General features: G+C 65.9%; 16 protein-coding genes and 1 tRNA gene. 7 read left to right on the forward strand and 10 right to left on the reverse strand.

Going from position 1 to position 15836, the window contains the following annotated elements:
• The first annotated feature begins 212 nt into the window (after nt 1-212).
• The 3 genes from ACWDXS_RS27040 (at nt 213) to ACWDXS_RS27050 (ending at nt 1690) form a co-directional block, all read left to right on the forward strand.
• Nucleotides 213-294 (forward strand) — tRNA-Leu (locus ACWDXS_RS27040).
• 69 nt (nt 295-363) lie between these two features.
• Nucleotides 364-810, forward strand: coding sequence for a hypothetical protein (locus ACWDXS_RS27045; protein WP_449969781.1), 447 nt, complete (start codon nt 364-366; stop codon nt 808-810).
• A 112-nt stretch (nt 811-922) separates the two neighbouring features.
• Nucleotides 923-1690 (forward strand): alpha/beta fold hydrolase, encoded by a 768-nt coding sequence (locus tag ACWDXS_RS27050; RefSeq protein ID WP_449969784.1) that lies wholly within the window; start codon nt 923-925, stop codon nt 1688-1690.
• Between the two features lie 521 nt (nt 1691-2211).
• Here the strand turns inward: ACWDXS_RS27050 and ACWDXS_RS27055 are convergent.
• From ACWDXS_RS27055 to ACWDXS_RS27065, 3 genes are read right to left on the reverse strand one after another with little or no spacing between them, the layout of a single operon-like run.
• A complete protein-coding gene (locus tag ACWDXS_RS27055; RefSeq protein ID WP_449969787.1) occupies nt 2212-3336 on the reverse strand; it encodes a PDR/VanB family oxidoreductase in 1125 nt (374 codons plus the stop codon).
• The gene (locus ACWDXS_RS27060; RefSeq protein ID WP_449969790.1) at nt 3333-4205 is read right to left on the reverse strand and encodes a metal-dependent hydrolase; all 873 of its coding nucleotides are present in this window, start codon (nt 4203-4205) and stop codon (nt 3333-3335) included. The genes ACWDXS_RS27055 and ACWDXS_RS27060 overlap by 4 nt, the downstream gene beginning before the upstream one ends.
• Nucleotides 4189-5106 carry an alpha/beta fold hydrolase gene (locus tag ACWDXS_RS27065; protein ID WP_449969793.1) on the reverse strand — a complete coding sequence of 306 codons (918 nt, stop codon included), beginning with the start codon at nt 5104-5106 and terminating at the stop codon, nt 4189-4191. Before ACWDXS_RS27065 ends, ACWDXS_RS27060 begins: the two co-directional genes overlap by 17 nt.
• A 212-nt stretch (nt 5107-5318) precedes the next feature.
• On the opposite strand from ACWDXS_RS27065, the gene ACWDXS_RS27070 reads away from it, so the two are divergent.
• The 3 genes from ACWDXS_RS27070 to ACWDXS_RS27080 all read left to right on the forward strand — a co-directional run bounded on the left by ACWDXS_RS27070 (nt 5319) and on the right by ACWDXS_RS27080 (nt 8399).
• Nucleotides 5319-5936 (forward strand): TetR/AcrR family transcriptional regulator, encoded by a 618-nt coding sequence (locus ACWDXS_RS27070; protein WP_378994578.1) that lies wholly within the window; start codon nt 5319-5321, stop codon nt 5934-5936.
• Nucleotides 5937-6012: 76 nt separating this feature from the next.
• Nucleotides 6013-7425 carry a WS/DGAT/MGAT family O-acyltransferase gene (locus tag ACWDXS_RS27075; RefSeq protein WP_449969797.1) on the forward strand — a complete coding sequence of 471 codons (1413 nt, stop codon included), beginning with the start codon at nt 6013-6015 and terminating at the stop codon, nt 7423-7425.
• A 20-nt stretch (nt 7426-7445) separates the two neighbouring features.
• Nucleotides 7446-8399 (forward strand): enoyl-CoA hydratase/isomerase family protein, encoded by a 954-nt coding sequence (locus ACWDXS_RS27080; protein ID WP_449969800.1) that lies wholly within the window; start codon nt 7446-7448, stop codon nt 8397-8399.
• Between the two features lie 84 nt (nt 8400-8483).
• Here ACWDXS_RS27080 and ACWDXS_RS27085 read toward each other — a convergent pair whose 3' ends face one another.
• The 7 genes from ACWDXS_RS27085 to ACWDXS_RS27115 form a co-directional block, all read right to left on the reverse strand.
• Nucleotides 8484-9458, reverse strand: a complete 975-nt coding sequence (locus ACWDXS_RS27085; RefSeq protein ID WP_449969803.1) for a sterol desaturase family protein — start codon at nt 9456-9458, stop codon at nt 8484-8486.
• Nucleotides 9459-9566: 108 nt separating this feature from the next.
• Nucleotides 9567-11135, reverse strand: a complete 1569-nt coding sequence (locus ACWDXS_RS27090) for an MFS transporter (RefSeq protein ID WP_449969806.1) — start codon at nt 11133-11135, stop codon at nt 9567-9569.
• Between the two features lie 137 nt (nt 11136-11272).
• Nucleotides 11273-12646, reverse strand: a complete 1374-nt coding sequence (locus tag ACWDXS_RS27095; protein WP_449969809.1) for a hypothetical protein — start codon at nt 12644-12646, stop codon at nt 11273-11275.
• Nucleotides 12647-12713: 67 nt separating this feature from the next.
• Nucleotides 12714-13259, reverse strand: a complete 546-nt coding sequence (locus ACWDXS_RS27100; protein WP_378994591.1) for a hypothetical protein — start codon at nt 13257-13259, stop codon at nt 12714-12716.
• Between the two features lie 489 nt (nt 13260-13748).
• Nucleotides 13749-14270 carry an OsmC family protein gene (locus tag ACWDXS_RS27105; protein ID WP_378994593.1) on the reverse strand — a complete coding sequence of 174 codons (522 nt, stop codon included), beginning with the start codon at nt 14268-14270 and terminating at the stop codon, nt 13749-13751.
• A gap of 109 nt (nt 14271-14379) precedes the next feature.
• Nucleotides 14380-14841 carry a phage tail protein gene (locus ACWDXS_RS27110; protein WP_387445282.1) on the reverse strand — a complete coding sequence of 154 codons (462 nt, stop codon included), beginning with the start codon at nt 14839-14841 and terminating at the stop codon, nt 14380-14382.
• Between the two features lie 122 nt (nt 14842-14963).
• Entirely contained in the window at nt 14964-15143 is a 180-nt protein-coding gene (locus tag ACWDXS_RS27115) for a hypothetical protein (protein ID WP_358068566.1), read from the reverse strand.
• 159 nt (nt 15144-15302) lie between these two features.
• Between ACWDXS_RS27115 and ACWDXS_RS27120 the strand changes: the two genes are divergently transcribed.
• Entirely contained in the window at nt 15303-15803 is a 501-nt protein-coding gene (locus tag ACWDXS_RS27120; RefSeq protein WP_449969815.1) for a GtrA family protein, read from the forward strand.
• Nucleotides 15804-15836: the final 33 nt, after the last annotated feature.

Here is a 15836-nt window from a genome sequence, read left to right on the forward strand (position 1 = left end):
GTACCGAAATCTTCTGAAACATGACGCAGCCTCATGTTTGAACGCGCAGGTCCGGCCTGTTACCCGAGTTCTCAAACATGAGTGCCCCTCACATTGAGAGTTACTGAATCGTTATAACCCCAGGTCGTGTTACCCACGAGTACGCCACGCCGCCCCAACGCTTCGCGAAGCCCGATTCGCCCGGTAGAGTTTGGACGGTCGTACACATCCAAGCGCGAGTGGCGAAATTGGCAGACGCGCCAGATTTAGGTTCTGGTGTCCACGGACGTAGGGGTTCAAGTCCCCTCTCGCGCACAGATTTGTGGCATCTATGCCACTTTTCAGCCTGTTCGGCGCCCTCTGTGCCGGGTGCGGCGAACGCTGGTGATCGAGCCCGTCGTTCCGCCGCAGACCCCGCTCCAGGAACGCATCCACGGCCCGCTGCCGGTGCGTTTCATCCCCCGCACAACCGACCCGGAGATCATCTACGGCTTCGCTGTCGTGGGTGATGCGGGCCGTGTCACCGATCGCGACGACTACATCTGGGGACGGGTCAGCGAGTCACTGCCCTGGGTGGCCACGCAAGGTGTTACCGCCCACTGGCTGCGTCACACCACGTTGACCTGGGTCGAACGAACTTTCAGCTATGCCGTGGCCCGTACTTTCGCCGGACACCGTGGTAAGAATTCCGGCACTACCGACACCTACGTCAAGTCGTACTTGGACGAAGTCGCTGCCGCGCTCGCGGTACTCACCGGCGAGCCGCACCCGCTTGCGCGCGGTGTCGGGCACCCGGCTGCGACTGTCGAACTCGGCCACCGGACCATCTGAAAGGCATTGCTACGCCTGAGACGGTAAGCAACACGGACCGGCGGGTGTTGCCCGCCGATCCGTGTTGCTTGGTTGGGGATGAATGTCAGTGGGGGCTGGAACAGTTGTCGCTATGGATGTACGAACCGTCGTTGTCGCAGGTGCCTCGCTATCCGTTGAACTTTCCGGGCGAAAGACGTTGCCCCCGCTTCTGCTCCTCCACGGCGGAATGGGGAGCACCGCCGATTTCGCCGAACTCGTGCCCCTCCTTGCACATGACCGCCGGGTGATCTGCCTGGACAGTCGCGGACACGGACGCTCCACCCTGGGCGACGTGCCGTTGAGCTATCAGCGCCTCGAGTGGGATGCGCTCGCTGTCCTGGACGAGCTCGGCGTCGCGCGTGCCGACGTGATGGGATTCAGTGACGGAGGCATCGCAGGGCTCCGACTCGCCGCGCATCACCCGGAAAGGGTCGGGATGCTGTTCACGATCGGTTCGGACTGGACCTTGCCGGAGGCGAGCCGCGCGTTCCTGTCGCAGGTCACCCCGCAAGGGTGGTGCGACCGCAACCAGAATGGCCCGTACTCCGAGGCGGCCTACACCGCGAAGAACCCGGAGCCTGACTTCGAACGGCTGGTCAGGGAGAACGTGACCATGTGGATCGACGACACCAACGCGACCGGATACCCCGGCGAGGACATCCGGAAGATCAGCGCCCCGATCGTCATGATCCGCGGCGCCGACGACCGCCTCTCCAGCCACGATCTCGCCGTTGCTCTACTGCAGATGCTGCCAGGGTCCGCGCTGCACGAACTCCCTGACGCCGGACACGAAGTCGCCGCCAGCCGACCCGCCGCCGTCGCCGAGATCGTTCGTCAAGACCAGACTCACACGGTCTGAGAATTGCCTCGTGATTCAAGAACTGTCGCTGCATTGATGTTCAGCGGTTGCTCAGTTACGTGGTGGTGGTCGGCGAGGATTCTTCCCATGGAGTTCCTCTGCCACCACCATGACCGAACCGGATCGATGACGCTCCGACGCGAGCTGCTGGCGCAGCCTTGAACGTAGAAGGATCAGTTCGATAATGTGCCACCCCATGGCAATTGGCCAGCAGACTACTGGCCAATTGCACCGTCCACGAGTGCTACTTTCAAAACGCAAGGTGCGGTGAGCGCTGGTCATCCCGCCGCAAGCCCCGCTTCAGGAATGTATCCACGGCCCGCTGCCGGTGCGCTTCATCCCCCGCAACCGTCCCCGGAGATCATCGACGGCATAGCGGTCGTGGGTGATGCGGGGCCGTGTCACCGAACGCGCGGTGCTCTCGACGCTGGGATGGCTACCGGGCAGCGGCTGGCAGTGTCGCGCCGAGAGAATCGACTGATTCTCGTATGCGAGACGACCGATGGCGACAAGTTCGCTGATCACAGGTCGACGGTGACTCGACGTCCTCGCGCACGGTCGGTGCACAGCAGCATCGTGTCGGGTTCGTCGAGGAACCGCGCGGTCCCCCGGCTCTCGACGGCACCGGCAAGCACCTTGACCCGGCAAGTGCCACAGAAACCTTGCTGACACGAGTAGGCGGTGCCCGGCCGGGTCGCGCGCACCGCGGACAGGGCTGACTGGTCCGCGGCGACCTCGACCTCGGTATCGGTGCGCGCCAAACGGATTCGGAACTGCTCGCCACCGATCACCGGTGGTGCCGAGAAGCGTTCGAAATGCAGTCCTGCCGCGCCTGTTTCGGGCAGGAACGCACGAAAAGTGTCGTGCAGCACGGGCGGACCGCAGTAGTAGATCGACGAGCCGGCGCGGACGTCGGCGAGCAGCTCGGCAGGGTCGGGGCGGCCGTTGCGCTCGGTGGTCAGCACGCGGATTCGATTCCGGTCCGTGGCGGCGAGCTCTGCCAGGAACGGCAGGGTCGCCTCGTTGCGGCCGAAGTAGGTGAGGGTCCAGTCGAGGCCGGAGCGGTGGGCGTGGCCGATCATGGGCAGCAGGGCGGTGATCCCGATCCCGCCGGCGACGAAGGCGATATTGTCGACGCCGGCCTTCGACAGCCCCGGGTCAGCGAACGGAAAAGCATTGCGCGGCCCACGAATCGACAGGATCGAGCCTTCGCCTACGTCGTCGTGGATCTCGGTCGACGCCGTTCCGCCGTCGATCCAGCGCACCGCGATCCGGTACGTCGTCCGGTCGTCGGGATCGCCGCACAACGAGTACTGGCGGACCGTCCCCGACGGCAATGTGACATCGATGTGCGAGCCGGGATGCCAGCGCGGCAGCTCGGTTCCGGCACAGGATCGCAGCGTCAGGCTCACCACGCCCAGCGCCTCGGTCGTCTTCTCCACGACCCGGACCGCGATGCCACGCTCCACGACCGCGGGCCCGGTCGCGGGCAGGCGCATGTTGCTGAGCGCACTGTAGAAGCGCAGCAGGGAACGGTAGGCCCGCATGACCCGGTCGGGCCGGTTCGGATCGGTGAAAGACGGTGGGATGCGGCGACGGTCGAGCACGACGCCGACCCGGTCCGCGGTGGTCCGGATCTCGCTCATGACGCGGCCAGTGCGGCGGGAGAGGCCGCGAGGTAGGCGACCGCCTGCGAGGTCGAGCCGTAATTGCGGGGATGGTAGGACGGCCTGAAGTACTCGATGGACATCTTCGCGAGGCTGCCGGGTGACGGCACCATCCCCGCGCGCCAGGCGCGGCGCGCGGCCCGCACTGTCGCGAACAGTCCGCGTTCGGCGACCGGATCGTCGTTGAGCAGCAGCCGCATTCCGCGCAAGTGCAGCAAGGCGAAGGTGGGCATCGCGACCAGATAGGCCCTGATGCGATGCCAATAGCTGCCGTCCAGATGCGTGAACAGGTCGTAGGCGACGTGCCGATGTTCGACTTCCTCGGCAAGGTGCCACAGCACCAGGTCGAGCACTCGCGGCTCGATGGTGCCTCGGCGCCACGCGTCGGCGTTGAGCGCCCAGTCGCCCAGGTACGACGTGAAGTGCTCGAGCGCCGCGACAACGGCGACACGTTCGAGCAGCCAGTTGTGCGCACGCCGGTCGGTCAGTTCGCGCTCGCCGAGCAGTGCCCGGAAGAACCACCGGATCTGGTCGGTGAACCGGGTGGAGTCGAGCCCGTGCAGGTCGAGGTAGTCGACCAGGCTCTGATGCGCGGACGAGTGCGTGGCCTCCTGCCCGATGAAACCCACGACGTCCTCGTGGACCTCGGGATCGGTGATCAGCGGCAACGCCTGCTGAAAAACCTGGACGAAGAACACCTCGCCCTCGGGCAGCAGCATGTTGAAGCTGTTGATCACATGAGTCGAGAACGGGTCGTCGTAGACGTAGTGGAACGGCAGACCGGTCCAATCCCATTCCACGGCACGTGCTTTGAGTGCGACTTTGTCTTGATCATGCAGAGTGCTCACGGGGTTCTCCTGCCTGGGTTGCGGTGGTGGCTGCTTCGACGGCGTCGACGAACGCGCGGATGCGGTCGGCGATCTCGGCGGGGTTGAACGCCGGGGCCCAGTGGCCGCCGTCGACATCGTGGACCTGCCACTGGTCGGCGACGTGGGCCACGTCGCGCTGTGCGGCGGGCGTGATGAAGATGTCGCGACGCGGGGCGAGCACCTGCACCGGTACACCGACCCTGCGCAGGTGGGGACGGAGCAGCGTCGGTACCAGATTGGCGCTGTAGATCTTGAGGCCGGCGCGGTTGTCGCGCGCCCGGTGCGGCGAAATATTCGGTGCCACACCGGCTTCCAGTCGGTGCGCGAGCCCGATCGCGGCGTCGACGAGGCCGAGCCTGCACAGCAGCGCGCCGAGCACGGGGGTGGCCAGCGCGCCCATGTAGAGCGGGGACTTCCACATCGTGGCGACCGCACGCCATCCGGCCGGTCCGGCGGCGAGGCTGCTGCGCAACCAGTGCGGGACACCGTCCAGACAGGGCCCGGAGATCGAGGTCAGGGAGGCGATCGCCGAGCGCGTCGCCGGGGCCGCGGCGGCGTGCCAGGCCTGCACCGCGCCCCAGTCGTGGCCGACCAGGTGCACCGGCCGGTCGGGGGAGACCGCCGCGGCTACCGCGCCGATATCGGCGGCGAGCTGATCCTTGCGATAGGCGGAGATCGCCCGGGGTTTGTCCGAATCGCCGCTGCCACGTACGTCGAACGTCACGGTGTGGAACCGGTCCGACAGCACCCGCGCGACGCCGTTCCAGACCGTCTGGTCGTCGGGGAAGCCGTGTACCAGCACGACGGTGGGCCGGGCGAGGTCGCCGGCCGTGGTGACGACCAGGCGATGTCCGTCGGTCGTCTCGATGGGGAAGCTCATCTGCGAATGCCCTTCTGCCTCGGATCATCGGTGATCCGAACGAGCTCGTCGTCTATGACGCGCTACATAGTGGGATGCCAGCAATGTAGCCGTAACTGCGTGTTACAGTCAATGGCGAATGAGTTTCCACCTGCGTAACCCAGGGGGAAATGGTGCGCGAACGGGATCGTGGCAGAATCTGGATATGATGATAGACATAGGATGGTGACGCGGTGACCGCAGAGAACAGCGCGGCCGGAGTGACAGCGTCGGCCCGCGACAAGATGCTGATCGGCGCCGCCCTGCTTTTCCGTGAGAAGGGCATCGAGGGCACTTCCTTCGCCGACGTGATCGCCCGCTCGCAGGCGCCCCGGGGCTCGATCTATCACCACTTCCCCGGCGGGAAGGCACAGCTGGCCGAGGAGGCCACCCGGCACGCCGGGGCGCTGATGGCGTCGATGATCCTCAACGATCTGGCCACGAGTGGCCCCACCGCGACGCTGTCGCACATCGTCGACCTCTTCCGGCGCCAGCTCCACGACACCGATTTCGCGGCAGGCTGCCCCATCGCCGCGGGCGCGCTGGAAAGCGGCGATTTCGCCGAGGCGAAGAACGCCGCGGGCGAGGCCTTCGCGTCCTGGGAGTCGCTGATCACCGTCGCGCTGTGGCAACAAGGGGTACCGATGCCACGCGCCCAATCGCTGTCGACCACCGCGATCGCGGCGATCGAGGGCGCGATCCTGGTCGCCAAGGCGCAGCGATCGACCACAGCCCTGGATCGGGTAGATGCCGAACTCACCGCATGGCTGACGGCAGTACTGCCTACCGCGCGCACCGAGAACGACGTATGACCGACACCGCCACTGACGGGCGAGCACCGTTGCGAGCCGCGTCCACTACAGATTTCTCGCCGGAGGCCACCACCCCATGTCGACCACCACGCTGAACCCGATCGATGTCGCCTTCCTCTGGGGGGAAACCGACTCCAACCTGATGAACATCGCACACCTCGACATCTTCCGGCTGCCACCGGACGCGGGCCCGGACTTCGTCGCGGACCTGCTCGACGACCTACGGACCTACACCGGTGCGACCAGCCCCTTCGACCGCCGCATCGACTCCGCGCTGATCGCTCGTGTGCTCCCACAATGGGTCAGCGTCGAAGCGCCGGACCTCGACTACCACCTCCAGCACCATGTACTGCCCGCGCCGGGCGGACAGCGTGAGCTCGGCGCCCTCGTCTCGCGCCTGCACGGTGTACCGATGGATCGGTCGCACCCGCTGTGGCAACTGCACGTCATCGAGGGCCTCGACGACGGACGCCTGGCGCTCTACGTCAAGGGACACCACGCCCTGCTCGACGGCGTCGCCACCGTGCGGCTCGCCCGCAAAGTGATGTCGAACGATCCCGACGAACGCGGCAGGCCGGCGATCTGGGCCTATCGGGAAACCCGGAAGCCCCGGCCCCGCCCCACCCCGGATTCGGCAGGTGCGGGCGCGAGCCCGGTCTCCTCGCTCCGGCGACTGATGAACGCTCCGATCCGGGGAATCGCCGATCAGCTCACGGGTGTGCAGGCGATCTCACGCATGTACGGCGGGCTGTTCGAATCCGACGCGGCCCTGGTCAAGCCGTATTCCGCGCCGGCATCGATCCTCAACGGCGCGATCACCGCCGAACGCCGGATAGCCACCCAGTCGTTCGATCTGGCGCGCATCACCGCGCTCGCTCAGCGATGCGGGGGAACGATCAACGACGTCATCCTCGCGATCTGCGCGGGCGGCCTGCGCCGCTACCTCGCCGAGATCGACGCGCTGCCCGCGGACTCACTGATCGCCGGCATGCCGATGTCGTTCCGCCCCAAGGACAGCGACGACGCCGAGGGCAACGCGACGACCATGGCGCTGGCCACCCTCGCGACCGACATCACCGATGTCCGGGAACGCGTCTCGGCGATCGTCGCCTCGACGGTCGCTGCCAAGGAACACATGAGCCGGATGTCGGGCGCGGCGGTCATGGCGTACACGGCGATGCTCATGGCGCCCTTCGGCGCGAGTCTGGTACTCGGCGTGAGCAGCCGGATCACGCCGATGTTCAATGTCGTCATCTCCAATATGCCGGGCCCGAGCCGGCAATTGCACTACAACGGTATGACCCTGGAGGAGTGGCACGCGGTATCGATCCCGCTCGACGGTCAAGCACTCAACCTGACGATCCTGTCCTACGCGAATCGCCTCAACCTGTGTGTGACCGCGTGCGCGACCGCACTGCCCCATGTCCAACGGGTCGCACCGTACTGCGGTGACGCGCTGGCCGAACTCGAACGTGCCTACGGGCAATAGCGACAACGAAAGGCAATGGCATGGAATTTCTCCGCACCGACCGGAACGGCCCCGTTCAAACCATCTGGTTGAACAACCCGCCCTACAACTTCCTCACCGATGCTGTGATGGGTGAACTACTCGACCTCCTGCGCGCCATCGACGGTGACGACGGAGTCCGTGCGGTCGTGCTCACCAGCGCCGTCGACGGGGTCTTCGTCAGCCATTACTCGGTGTCGGAGATCCTGGAGGGCGTCGAGGCCGCACCGCTGACGCTGAACGCGCGCACGGCCGGCGCAGCGCTGCGGATGAGTTCCTTGGCCGACCGTGTTCCCGGCGGGCAGTCGGGCTTGGCCCGGGCCGGTGCGGGCGGTGTCGCGAACCTCCGCCGCTATCACGAGGTGTGCCGACTGATGCGGGAGTCCAGCACCGTCTTCATCGCCGCGCTCAACGGCCGCGCGCTGGGTGGCGGTTGCGAGCTGTCGCTGGCTTGCGACCTGCGCCTGATGGCCGACGGTCCCTTCGAAATCGGGCAGCCCGAGATCCTGGTCGGCATCATCCCCGGCGGCGGTGGCACCCAGATGCTGACTCGCGTGCTCGGCGCGGGGCGTGCGCTCGAATTGTGTCTCGAGGGCGCTCCGATCACCCCGAGCCGGGCACTGGAGATCGGGCTCGTGCACAGATTGATCGACGCCGACGAGCTGCTGACCGAGGCGCAGGCGACGGCTGCCAGGTTGGCGAAGCGCTCCCCCACTGCGGTCCGTGGTATCAAACACGCTGTCTACCAGGGTGGTTCGACCTCACTCGAGAAGGGCCTGCACATCGAACGCGCCCACTTCCTCACCGCGGCGTCCACGCCGTCGGCCAAACGCGCGATGGCCACCTACCTCGCCGACGTCGAATCGACGATCGACGCGGGCCGCGACATGTCCGACTTCGTCGCGGACAGCCTGCCGGGCTGGATCGACGGCACCAAGGTCGACTTCACCGAATAGCGCGGCCAGGCTGCCGCTGCCGATCGCGGTCCCTGCCTGCCGATGACGACGTCACGGGTGGCTCGAACTCGAAGAGTTGCTCGCTCAGGTCGGCTGTGGCTGCCAACCGGGACCTCGGAACAGGAACCCGAGCTTGTCCGAGAATTTCGCCGCGTTCTGCACGTCCTGCCAGATCGCGACTATCTCGCGGGCGTTGATCTTTGCGATGTTGTAGGTGTCGACGTTCTTGGTGAGGCCGTAGATCGCCTGCTCGCCCTCCGGTTCGAAGGAGCCGAAGACGCGGTCCCAGATGATGAGCACGCCACCGTAGTTGCGGTCGAGGTATTCAGTGTTGGAGCCGTGGTGCACGCGGTGGTGGCTCGGTGTGTTGAACACGAATTCGATAGGCGCCCAGAGTTTGCCGATGGCCTCGGTGTGGATGCCGAACTGGTACAGCAGGTTGATCGCGTAGGAGGCGGCGATGATCTTGCCATCGATTCCCGACAGCGCCAGCGGTGCCAGGAACGGCAGGGACGTGACAACCAGCCATGGCGTACGCAGTGCTGTGGTGAGGTTGAAGTTCTCGCTCGAGTGATGCACGACGTGGACCGACCAGAACACCCGGATTTCGTGGTGCGCGCGATGAAACCAGTAGTACGCGAAGTCGACCCCGATCAGCGCGACGGCCCACGCAACCCAGCCCTCGAGGTGCCACGGCACCAGCGAGGAAACAGTTGCGAAGATCGCGAGCTCCGCCAGCGCCCAGGGAATGTTGAGCACTTGATACCCCACACCGGCGGCGATGGAGGTAGCTGAGTCACGGTAGTCGTAGGGCTTGCCGTGACGCTTGATGTACACGAACTCCGCCACGACGGCGACAAGGAAGACCGGAATCGCCAGCCAGATCAGCATGGTCGAGACATCCGTGCCGGACATCGCGGACGCAAGTCGGGGCAAGACGACTACGGCAGCCGTGCTCAGTCCCGCGAGGAGCACTCCGAACGCCACGACGAACCTGGTCCGGCGGCGGGCCCGGAACTTCTCCCGCCACACCTCGGTAGTCGATTTCGCGCCACTCATAGGTAAACCATCGTCTGGAGCCGCACTCCACACCAGGGACCCCAGGTGTGGCTGATCGCCACCTTGTTGCCGGCAGGGCCGAATGCCCCGCCGATATCGCGACCGGGATCAGGACGGCTTCGGCACGGCTTCCGGGATGCGTCTCATCCGGAACGAGGTGAACAACCCGACGAGACCGGCCAGGAGCGGAACCAGTAGTGCCACCTGCAGAGCTAAGGGCCGAGCCTCGGTGTTGATGCGAACGATCTCGTCGCGGATCTGCGGCGGTTGGTCGACGAGCAGCTGATCGAGCTGGGTGTTGCTCATGATCTCGGCGTCGTCCTCCAGCACCTGCGCCACCTGTTGTTGCTGTGCCTGTGGGAGCACCGTGCTCGATTCCGCCATGCTCGTGAAGGTGATCGACAACGTCGCCAGCATGATGGCGCCGGCGAACGCCAGCCCGAAGGACAACCCGAACGACCCGGCCGCCGAATTGACGCCGGCGGCTTCGCTGATCCGCTCCTCCTCGATCGGGGCCAGTGTGTAGTTGTTGAGCTGGGACACCAGCAGACCCAGCCCTGAGCCCGCGATGATGAGCGGAAGGATGAGCCCCCAGCCGAATTCCGCGCGGGGCACGATCGGAACGAGTACCACCGTCCCGACCGTCAGGAGCACGAATCCCCACCGGATGATGGTGCTCGCGGGCCGATCGCCCGCGTATCTGCCGGCGAGCAGCGCTACGGCGAACATGCTCAACGACAGGGGCGCGATGGACAGTCCTGCTTGCATCGCGTTGTACTCGAGCACCATCTGCAGGTAGATCGGCAGGGCGATCATCGTGCCGCCGAGGGCGATCTGCTGCAGCATCTGTCCCGAGATGCCCAGCCGGAAGGCCTTGGAACGGAACAGGTCCGGGTCGAGCAGTATCGATTTGCCCGCACGCTTGCGCCGAACGAGCCAATAGGCGAGGCCGGCCAGCGCGACGGCCCCGAGGGCCAGGAGGGCGCCGACCGCTTCGCCGCCTTCCTGCCACACCAGGATTCCCAGCACGATTCCGCCCATACCGAGTACCGACAGCACCGCCCCGACCAGGTCGACGCTGCGCGGGCCGGTATAGGACACATCGCGGACGATGCCCATCCCGGACAGCACGATCGCGATAACGACGACCTCCAACACGAACCCGACGCGCCACGACAGGTAGGTGGTGATGAATCCGCCGAGCAGTGGGCCGATCGCGGCCGCGATCGCGGCCGCCGCGCCGACCAGGGCATAGACCTTCTTCTGCGCCGCGCCTTCGAAGTTGCCGTGGATCAGCGATTGCATGGCGGGCAACAGCAGCGATGCGCCGATCCCGCCGAGCACCGCCCAGAAGATGACGATCGCGATCAGGCTCTGCGCGAACGCCATCGCCGTCGCCCCGATCGCGTAGCCGATCAATCCCAGCGCATAGGCACGCTTGCGTCCGATCAGGTCACCTGCTTTTCCGCCGATCAGAATAAATGCGGCCGAAACCAGCGCTTCCAACGCGATCGCCGCTTGGACCCCGCTGACGGTCGTGTCGAGATCTCGCACCACCGCCGAGATCGACACGTTCATCAGCGATGTATCGACGACGAGCACGAACATCGCCATCGCCAGCAACACCGCCAGCAGTCGCTGTGTGCCGCCCGTCTGCCCAGCCGAATCGTTGCTCATCGACGCTCACCATCCCGGCAGTCGTGACGTACTTCTGCTGTTTGCTATGACCGGAATCCATTGCAACACGGAATTCACCGTGAACGTCGGACCGACGACGCCGTGACCTCGACGAGAAGACCTGATCCGAGCGACACTCACCCGTCCCGAGCCGGCACCGCCTTCGTGACCGGTGAGTCGCGTTCAGCCAGCGCGGGCCGTGCCACCAGTTCCACCACCAGCAGGGCTGCCACCGCGACGAGCACGGTCACCACCACGACCACGCCCGACGGGTACGGCCAGAACACCAGGGTCGTCACCGCGATCACGATGATGACCACCCGCAGCGGGATGCGGAACCGCGCGACCGCGGACTCGATCGGATTCGGGGCCCGCCCGTGCTCGGGGCGCAGCGCGTCGAGCGCCCGAGTACCAGCGCCACGGACCGCGGCCGCCGATCCCGACGATCCGGTGAGGTAGCCGACGACCGCGATCACCACGGCCAGCACGAACACCGCCCGCAACGCGGTGCGCAGCGGAACCAGCACGGTGTCGATCAGCACCGTGGCCGCCTGCGCGGAGAGCACGTCCGCAGGGACGGCCCCCAGATACCACGACCGGCCGAGGGCGATCGCCACGGCCAGCAGCGCCATCGCGATCGCGATGCTGACTCCGACCAGCGCAACGGCGCGTCGGCGTGCGCCGTTCGGCGCCACCCACACGGCACCGACGGCGGCCAGCAGGGTCAGCCAGGGCAGCACCGCGGAGGCTTTGTCCAATGCCGAGGTCGCCCGCTGCGCCTTGACGAGTTCGGGCGATTCGAACAGCACGAACGACTTGTCGACCGTGGGGACCTTGTCCGCGAACGCGAACCCCCGATCGATCAGCGCGGCCCGAACCCGGTCGATGATCGGGGCCAGCGAGATGCTGACCACGCCCTGATCGCTGACATCGACGCCAGGCCGGGTCTGCCCGGTCAGCACCGCGACCAGCGCCTGATGCGCCTGCTCGTTGGCCTGGATCCACAGGGCTTCGAACTGGTCGGACGCCACGAACGATGCCACCGTCCGGTGCACGAACGACTCGGCCTGATCGGCGATCACCGGCGCCAGCCCGACCACGGCGGGCGGCACGCGGGGAGCGTCGTCGGCGATCGACCGCAGCGCGTCGGCGGTGATCGCCTCGACATCGAGGCGCGTCATGACCTCATCGGTGATCTGATCGGTGAGTTCGCCCTGCAGCACCGGGTCCGACCCCAGCGCGGCCATTGTCCGGACATAGCGGTCGGTGTCGAGGACCTCGCTGTGGGCGTAGCGGGCGAGGACCGCGGAAAAGGACAGGACGGCGACCAGCACGAGCAGGACCGCCGCGCCCGTCCAGCGCAATTTCCGGTGACCGGAGGGACGTCGGCCCTCGGCCGGAGCAGCGTTCGGCGATTCCTCATCGCGGGCGCGACGAAGTTCGGTCAGTTCCTGTCGCAGGCGCTGTAGTTCCGCGCGCTCAGCCGCGTCGAGTGGTTCGTCGGCATTCACAATGCTCCTCCGATACAGCCCGAAGGCCGGCCGGGAGTTGCCGCTCCGCGGCCGGATGTTTCGTCGTTCAGACCAACTCGGGGACGCGCAGATGGGCGAAGCCGAGTCGGAACTCCGCCACCTCGAGGACCTCGGCTCCCATGGTGCGGACGGCTTCGGCGCGCATGCGATCCACCAGGGGGCGGCTGTTGTCCAATTCCTCTCGGCTTGCCCAGACCGTGGATCCCACCCCTCGGCCGGTGTCCCGGTCGACGAACAGGCTGGCGCTGCGGAATCCATCGATCTTCTCGAATTCCGGCAGCAAGCTGGACTTGAATGTGTGGATCGCCAAGTCGACTGCCGTCGGGTCGACCTGGATCCAGGTGCATCGGGTGCAGGCACTCGCGCCGGCCAGGTGATCGCGGTGCATGACCGCGACTTCCCATTCCTCGATGTGCTCGACCTGTCCGTTGAGCGCTTCGGCCAGACCGTCGCGCAGCGATCGGACGCGCATCCTGCTGTCGTGCAGGGCGTCCTCCGATTCCCACGCGGTCGTGGCGATGCATCGGCCTGTCGCCCTGTCCACCATCAGTGACATACCGACCCACCCGTCGATTTCGGGCATATTCGGCATCACCGCATTGTGGAGGTATGCGATACCACGGTCGATCGACGACCGCTGGGCAGCGAATGTGCTGGAACGTGCGTACACGGGCCACCTCCTACTCCAGGAAGGGCGGCGCCCCGGCGGGCGCCACCGGACATATCCACTGTCCTCCGAAAAGACCGTCCACACAATGCGACGGCCGTCGTCACCACGTTCGAAATCAGGCAATATTCGACAGCGCGAAGGTATTGACATCGAGCAGATCCGGAGAAGACTGGATATACACCGGAATACCGGAATGAGCCGCACTGCCGACGAAGACGTTCGCCGACGGTAGTGACGACATTTCAGGATCTGGCTAAGCCCCCGGCAAGCCAATCGAAAACCGGAGTTGTCAGCGACGACTGAGCTCATGGTTTCGATGGAGACTACCGGGGACTGTTCTGTTTACGGCCGAAATTCTCGGCAGTGCAATGAATTCGAACGACGGAGCCGCGCGTGGCGGGGAGGCCCCGCCTAGGCGAGGGTGATGTCGACGGGCACCGCGGTGCGCACTGTGTGCCCCACCGGCGAGCTGGACAGCACCTTCGTGTGCAGGTCCTCGAGCTGCTCCCGGGAAGCGTCCGAATCGATCGACACTGTCGCGGTGATGGACTCGAAGCCCGCGTGTCCCTGGGCGAGCCCGAGGAAAACGTGCAGGTCGAGGTCGCCCTTCACGTCGATGCGCAGATCGTCGATGCGGATGCCGGCGATCGTGGCGTTGGCCGCGTAGCCGACCGCGAGGCAGTTGCCCAGGGCCGCGAGAAGCTGTTCGACGGGGTTCGGGGCGGTGTCGGCGCCGCCGAGAGCCGACGGCTCGTCCGACGGGATCGGCGCGAACTTGCGGACGCGCGCCTCCGAGGCGAACCCGCCCTTCCACCCGACATGCGCCGCCCAGGTGGTCTGCCCCTTGGCCGGATCGGCTCGAACAGCCGCCACGAGACCACCGACGGCGTCGATATCCACGTTGTTGAGTCGGGTACTGGCTTCGACGGTCATGAGAGTCTCCTTGCGGCAGCGAGCGGGAATACTCGAACCACCACAGGGTCCTCGCCGCAGCCGCACTCCCAACAGGGTTTGCCGCACGATGAATCCAGCGCCGGACCGGTCAGTACTCGCCCTTGATGACGAAGTAGGAACCGCGAATGGTGCCTGCGAGCTTCGACTTCTGCCGTGCGAACTTGAACGAGTCGAGCTCGGCGGGTACTTCCATTCCGTCGCTGAGCTTGAACCCGACCGCCCGCTTCTTCGCATCGTCGATCGAGTACATCACGTTGATCGACAGGCCGCTTTCGTAGAAGACATAGGCCATACGAATGTTCTCGACCTGGAAAGCGGTAGCTTCGAGCGGGCGCGAGGCGATGACGATGTCACGTTCTTCGGCGAGTATCCGGCTCACCCGGTCGACAGCCGATGTCGCCTCGCTCGCGGGCTCCACTGTGAAGACATGATCGTATTTGTTCTTGAAATACCTGGCCTCGTTCGCCCGCAATCCCGCGAGCGCGTCGGCGACCGGCGACGACTCCAATCCCCGGGTCGAAACGGTCTCGAAATCCACGATGTAAGCCACGGCGAACTCCTCAGCGGGTACGGCCGGGTGCAGCCCGGCGAGCTGGCCGGGACCCATACTGCACCAGCACAACCCATCGCGCCCCCTGACAGGCCAGGGTGCGACGCGCGAGTTTCGCTGCGTCAGTGCGAGTAGTCGCGGAAGGTCATGACACCGCCGACCAGGACTACCACCGCCGTGAGGATGTAGACGGTGACGCGAAACCAGGTCGGCCCGTAGTAACTGACCGCCATCGACGCGCCCAACGCTGCGAGAATCAGCACCACCCCGTAGAAGGGTGTGCGTTGCTCCCTGTCAACCATTCCTCCAGTGTCCGCCGACTGCGCCGCGGGTGCCAATGCCGATCTTGCCGATCACGGTTGCCGCACCGCCGCGACACTTGTTTATACGTATACTTCTACGTATAGTCACAAGCGTTGTCCGGCAGCACCGCCGGGTCCGCACGCTCGATCGGAACGAACATGACCGTCTCGCAGATCACCCGCCCCGGAATGCTGCCCACCAGCAACTACGCACCGTGGGTCGGCTCTGCGTCGCACGTCGACCCCATCCGTGTGCTGCGATTCCTGCGCGGCGATCACGCCCTCGCTCAGCTGATCCGGTTCGCTCTGGTCGGCGGTGCCAGCAACATCGCCTATGTGCTGTTGTTCATGACCATGCACGACAGCGGTCCACTGGTCGCCAATGTCGCCGGGTCGATGGTGAGCACCGTGATCGCCAACGAATTGCACCGCCAGCTCACCTTCCGGGCGGGAAGCAGGGTCGGCGGATTCACCGCGCAGTGGGAGGGCGGCGGGCTGGCGCTGCTCGGCCTCGGCATCAGCACGGCGGCGCTGGCCGGGCTGGATTTCCTGGCGCCGAATCTCGGGGAGGTCGCGCAGGCGGGTGCGGTGATCGCCGTCATGGCCGCGGTCGGCGGTCTGCGGTTCCTGGTTCTGCGCAGTCTCGTCTTCGGAAACTAGGCGAGAGATGCGCCGAATCATTATCAGTGGCAC

The organism is Nocardia sp. NPDC003183 (assembly GCF_053590715.1).

Coding starts and splice junctions, on each gene's coding strand:
- ACWDXS_RS27050 (WP_449969784.1), top strand. CDS start 923: ATGGATGTACGAACCGTCGTTGTCGCAGGTGCCTCGCTATCCGTTGAA.
- ACWDXS_RS27055 (WP_449969787.1), bottom strand. CDS start 3,336: ATGAGCGAGATCCGGACCACCGCGGACCGGGTCGGCGTCGTGCTCGAC.
- ACWDXS_RS27065 (WP_449969793.1), bottom strand. CDS start 5,106: ATGAGCTTCCCCATCGAGACGACCGACGGACATCGCCTGGTCGTCACC.
- ACWDXS_RS27075 (WP_449969797.1), top strand. CDS start 6,013: ATGTCGACCACCACGCTGAACCCGATCGATGTCGCCTTCCTCTGGGGG.
- ACWDXS_RS27080 (WP_449969800.1), top strand. CDS start 7,446: ATGGAATTTCTCCGCACCGACCGGAACGGCCCCGTTCAAACCATCTGG.
- ACWDXS_RS27085 (WP_449969803.1), bottom strand. CDS start 9,458: ATGAGTGGCGCGAAATCGACTACCGAGGTGTGGCGGGAGAAGTTCCGG.
- ACWDXS_RS27090 (WP_449969806.1), bottom strand. CDS start 11,135: ATGAGCAACGATTCGGCTGGGCAGACGGGCGGCACACAGCGACTGCTG.
- ACWDXS_RS27100 (WP_378994591.1), bottom strand. CDS start 13,259: ATGCCGAATATGCCCGAAATCGACGGGTGGGTCGGTATGTCACTGATG.
- ACWDXS_RS27105 (WP_378994593.1), bottom strand. CDS start 14,270: ATGACCGTCGAAGCCAGTACCCGACTCAACAACGTGGATATCGACGCC.
- ACWDXS_RS27115 (WP_358068566.1), bottom strand. CDS start 15,143: ATGGTTGACAGGGAGCAACGCACACCCTTCTACGGGGTGGTGCTGATT.
- ACWDXS_RS27120 (WP_449969815.1), top strand. CDS start 15,303: ATGACCGTCTCGCAGATCACCCGCCCCGGAATGCTGCCCACCAGCAAC.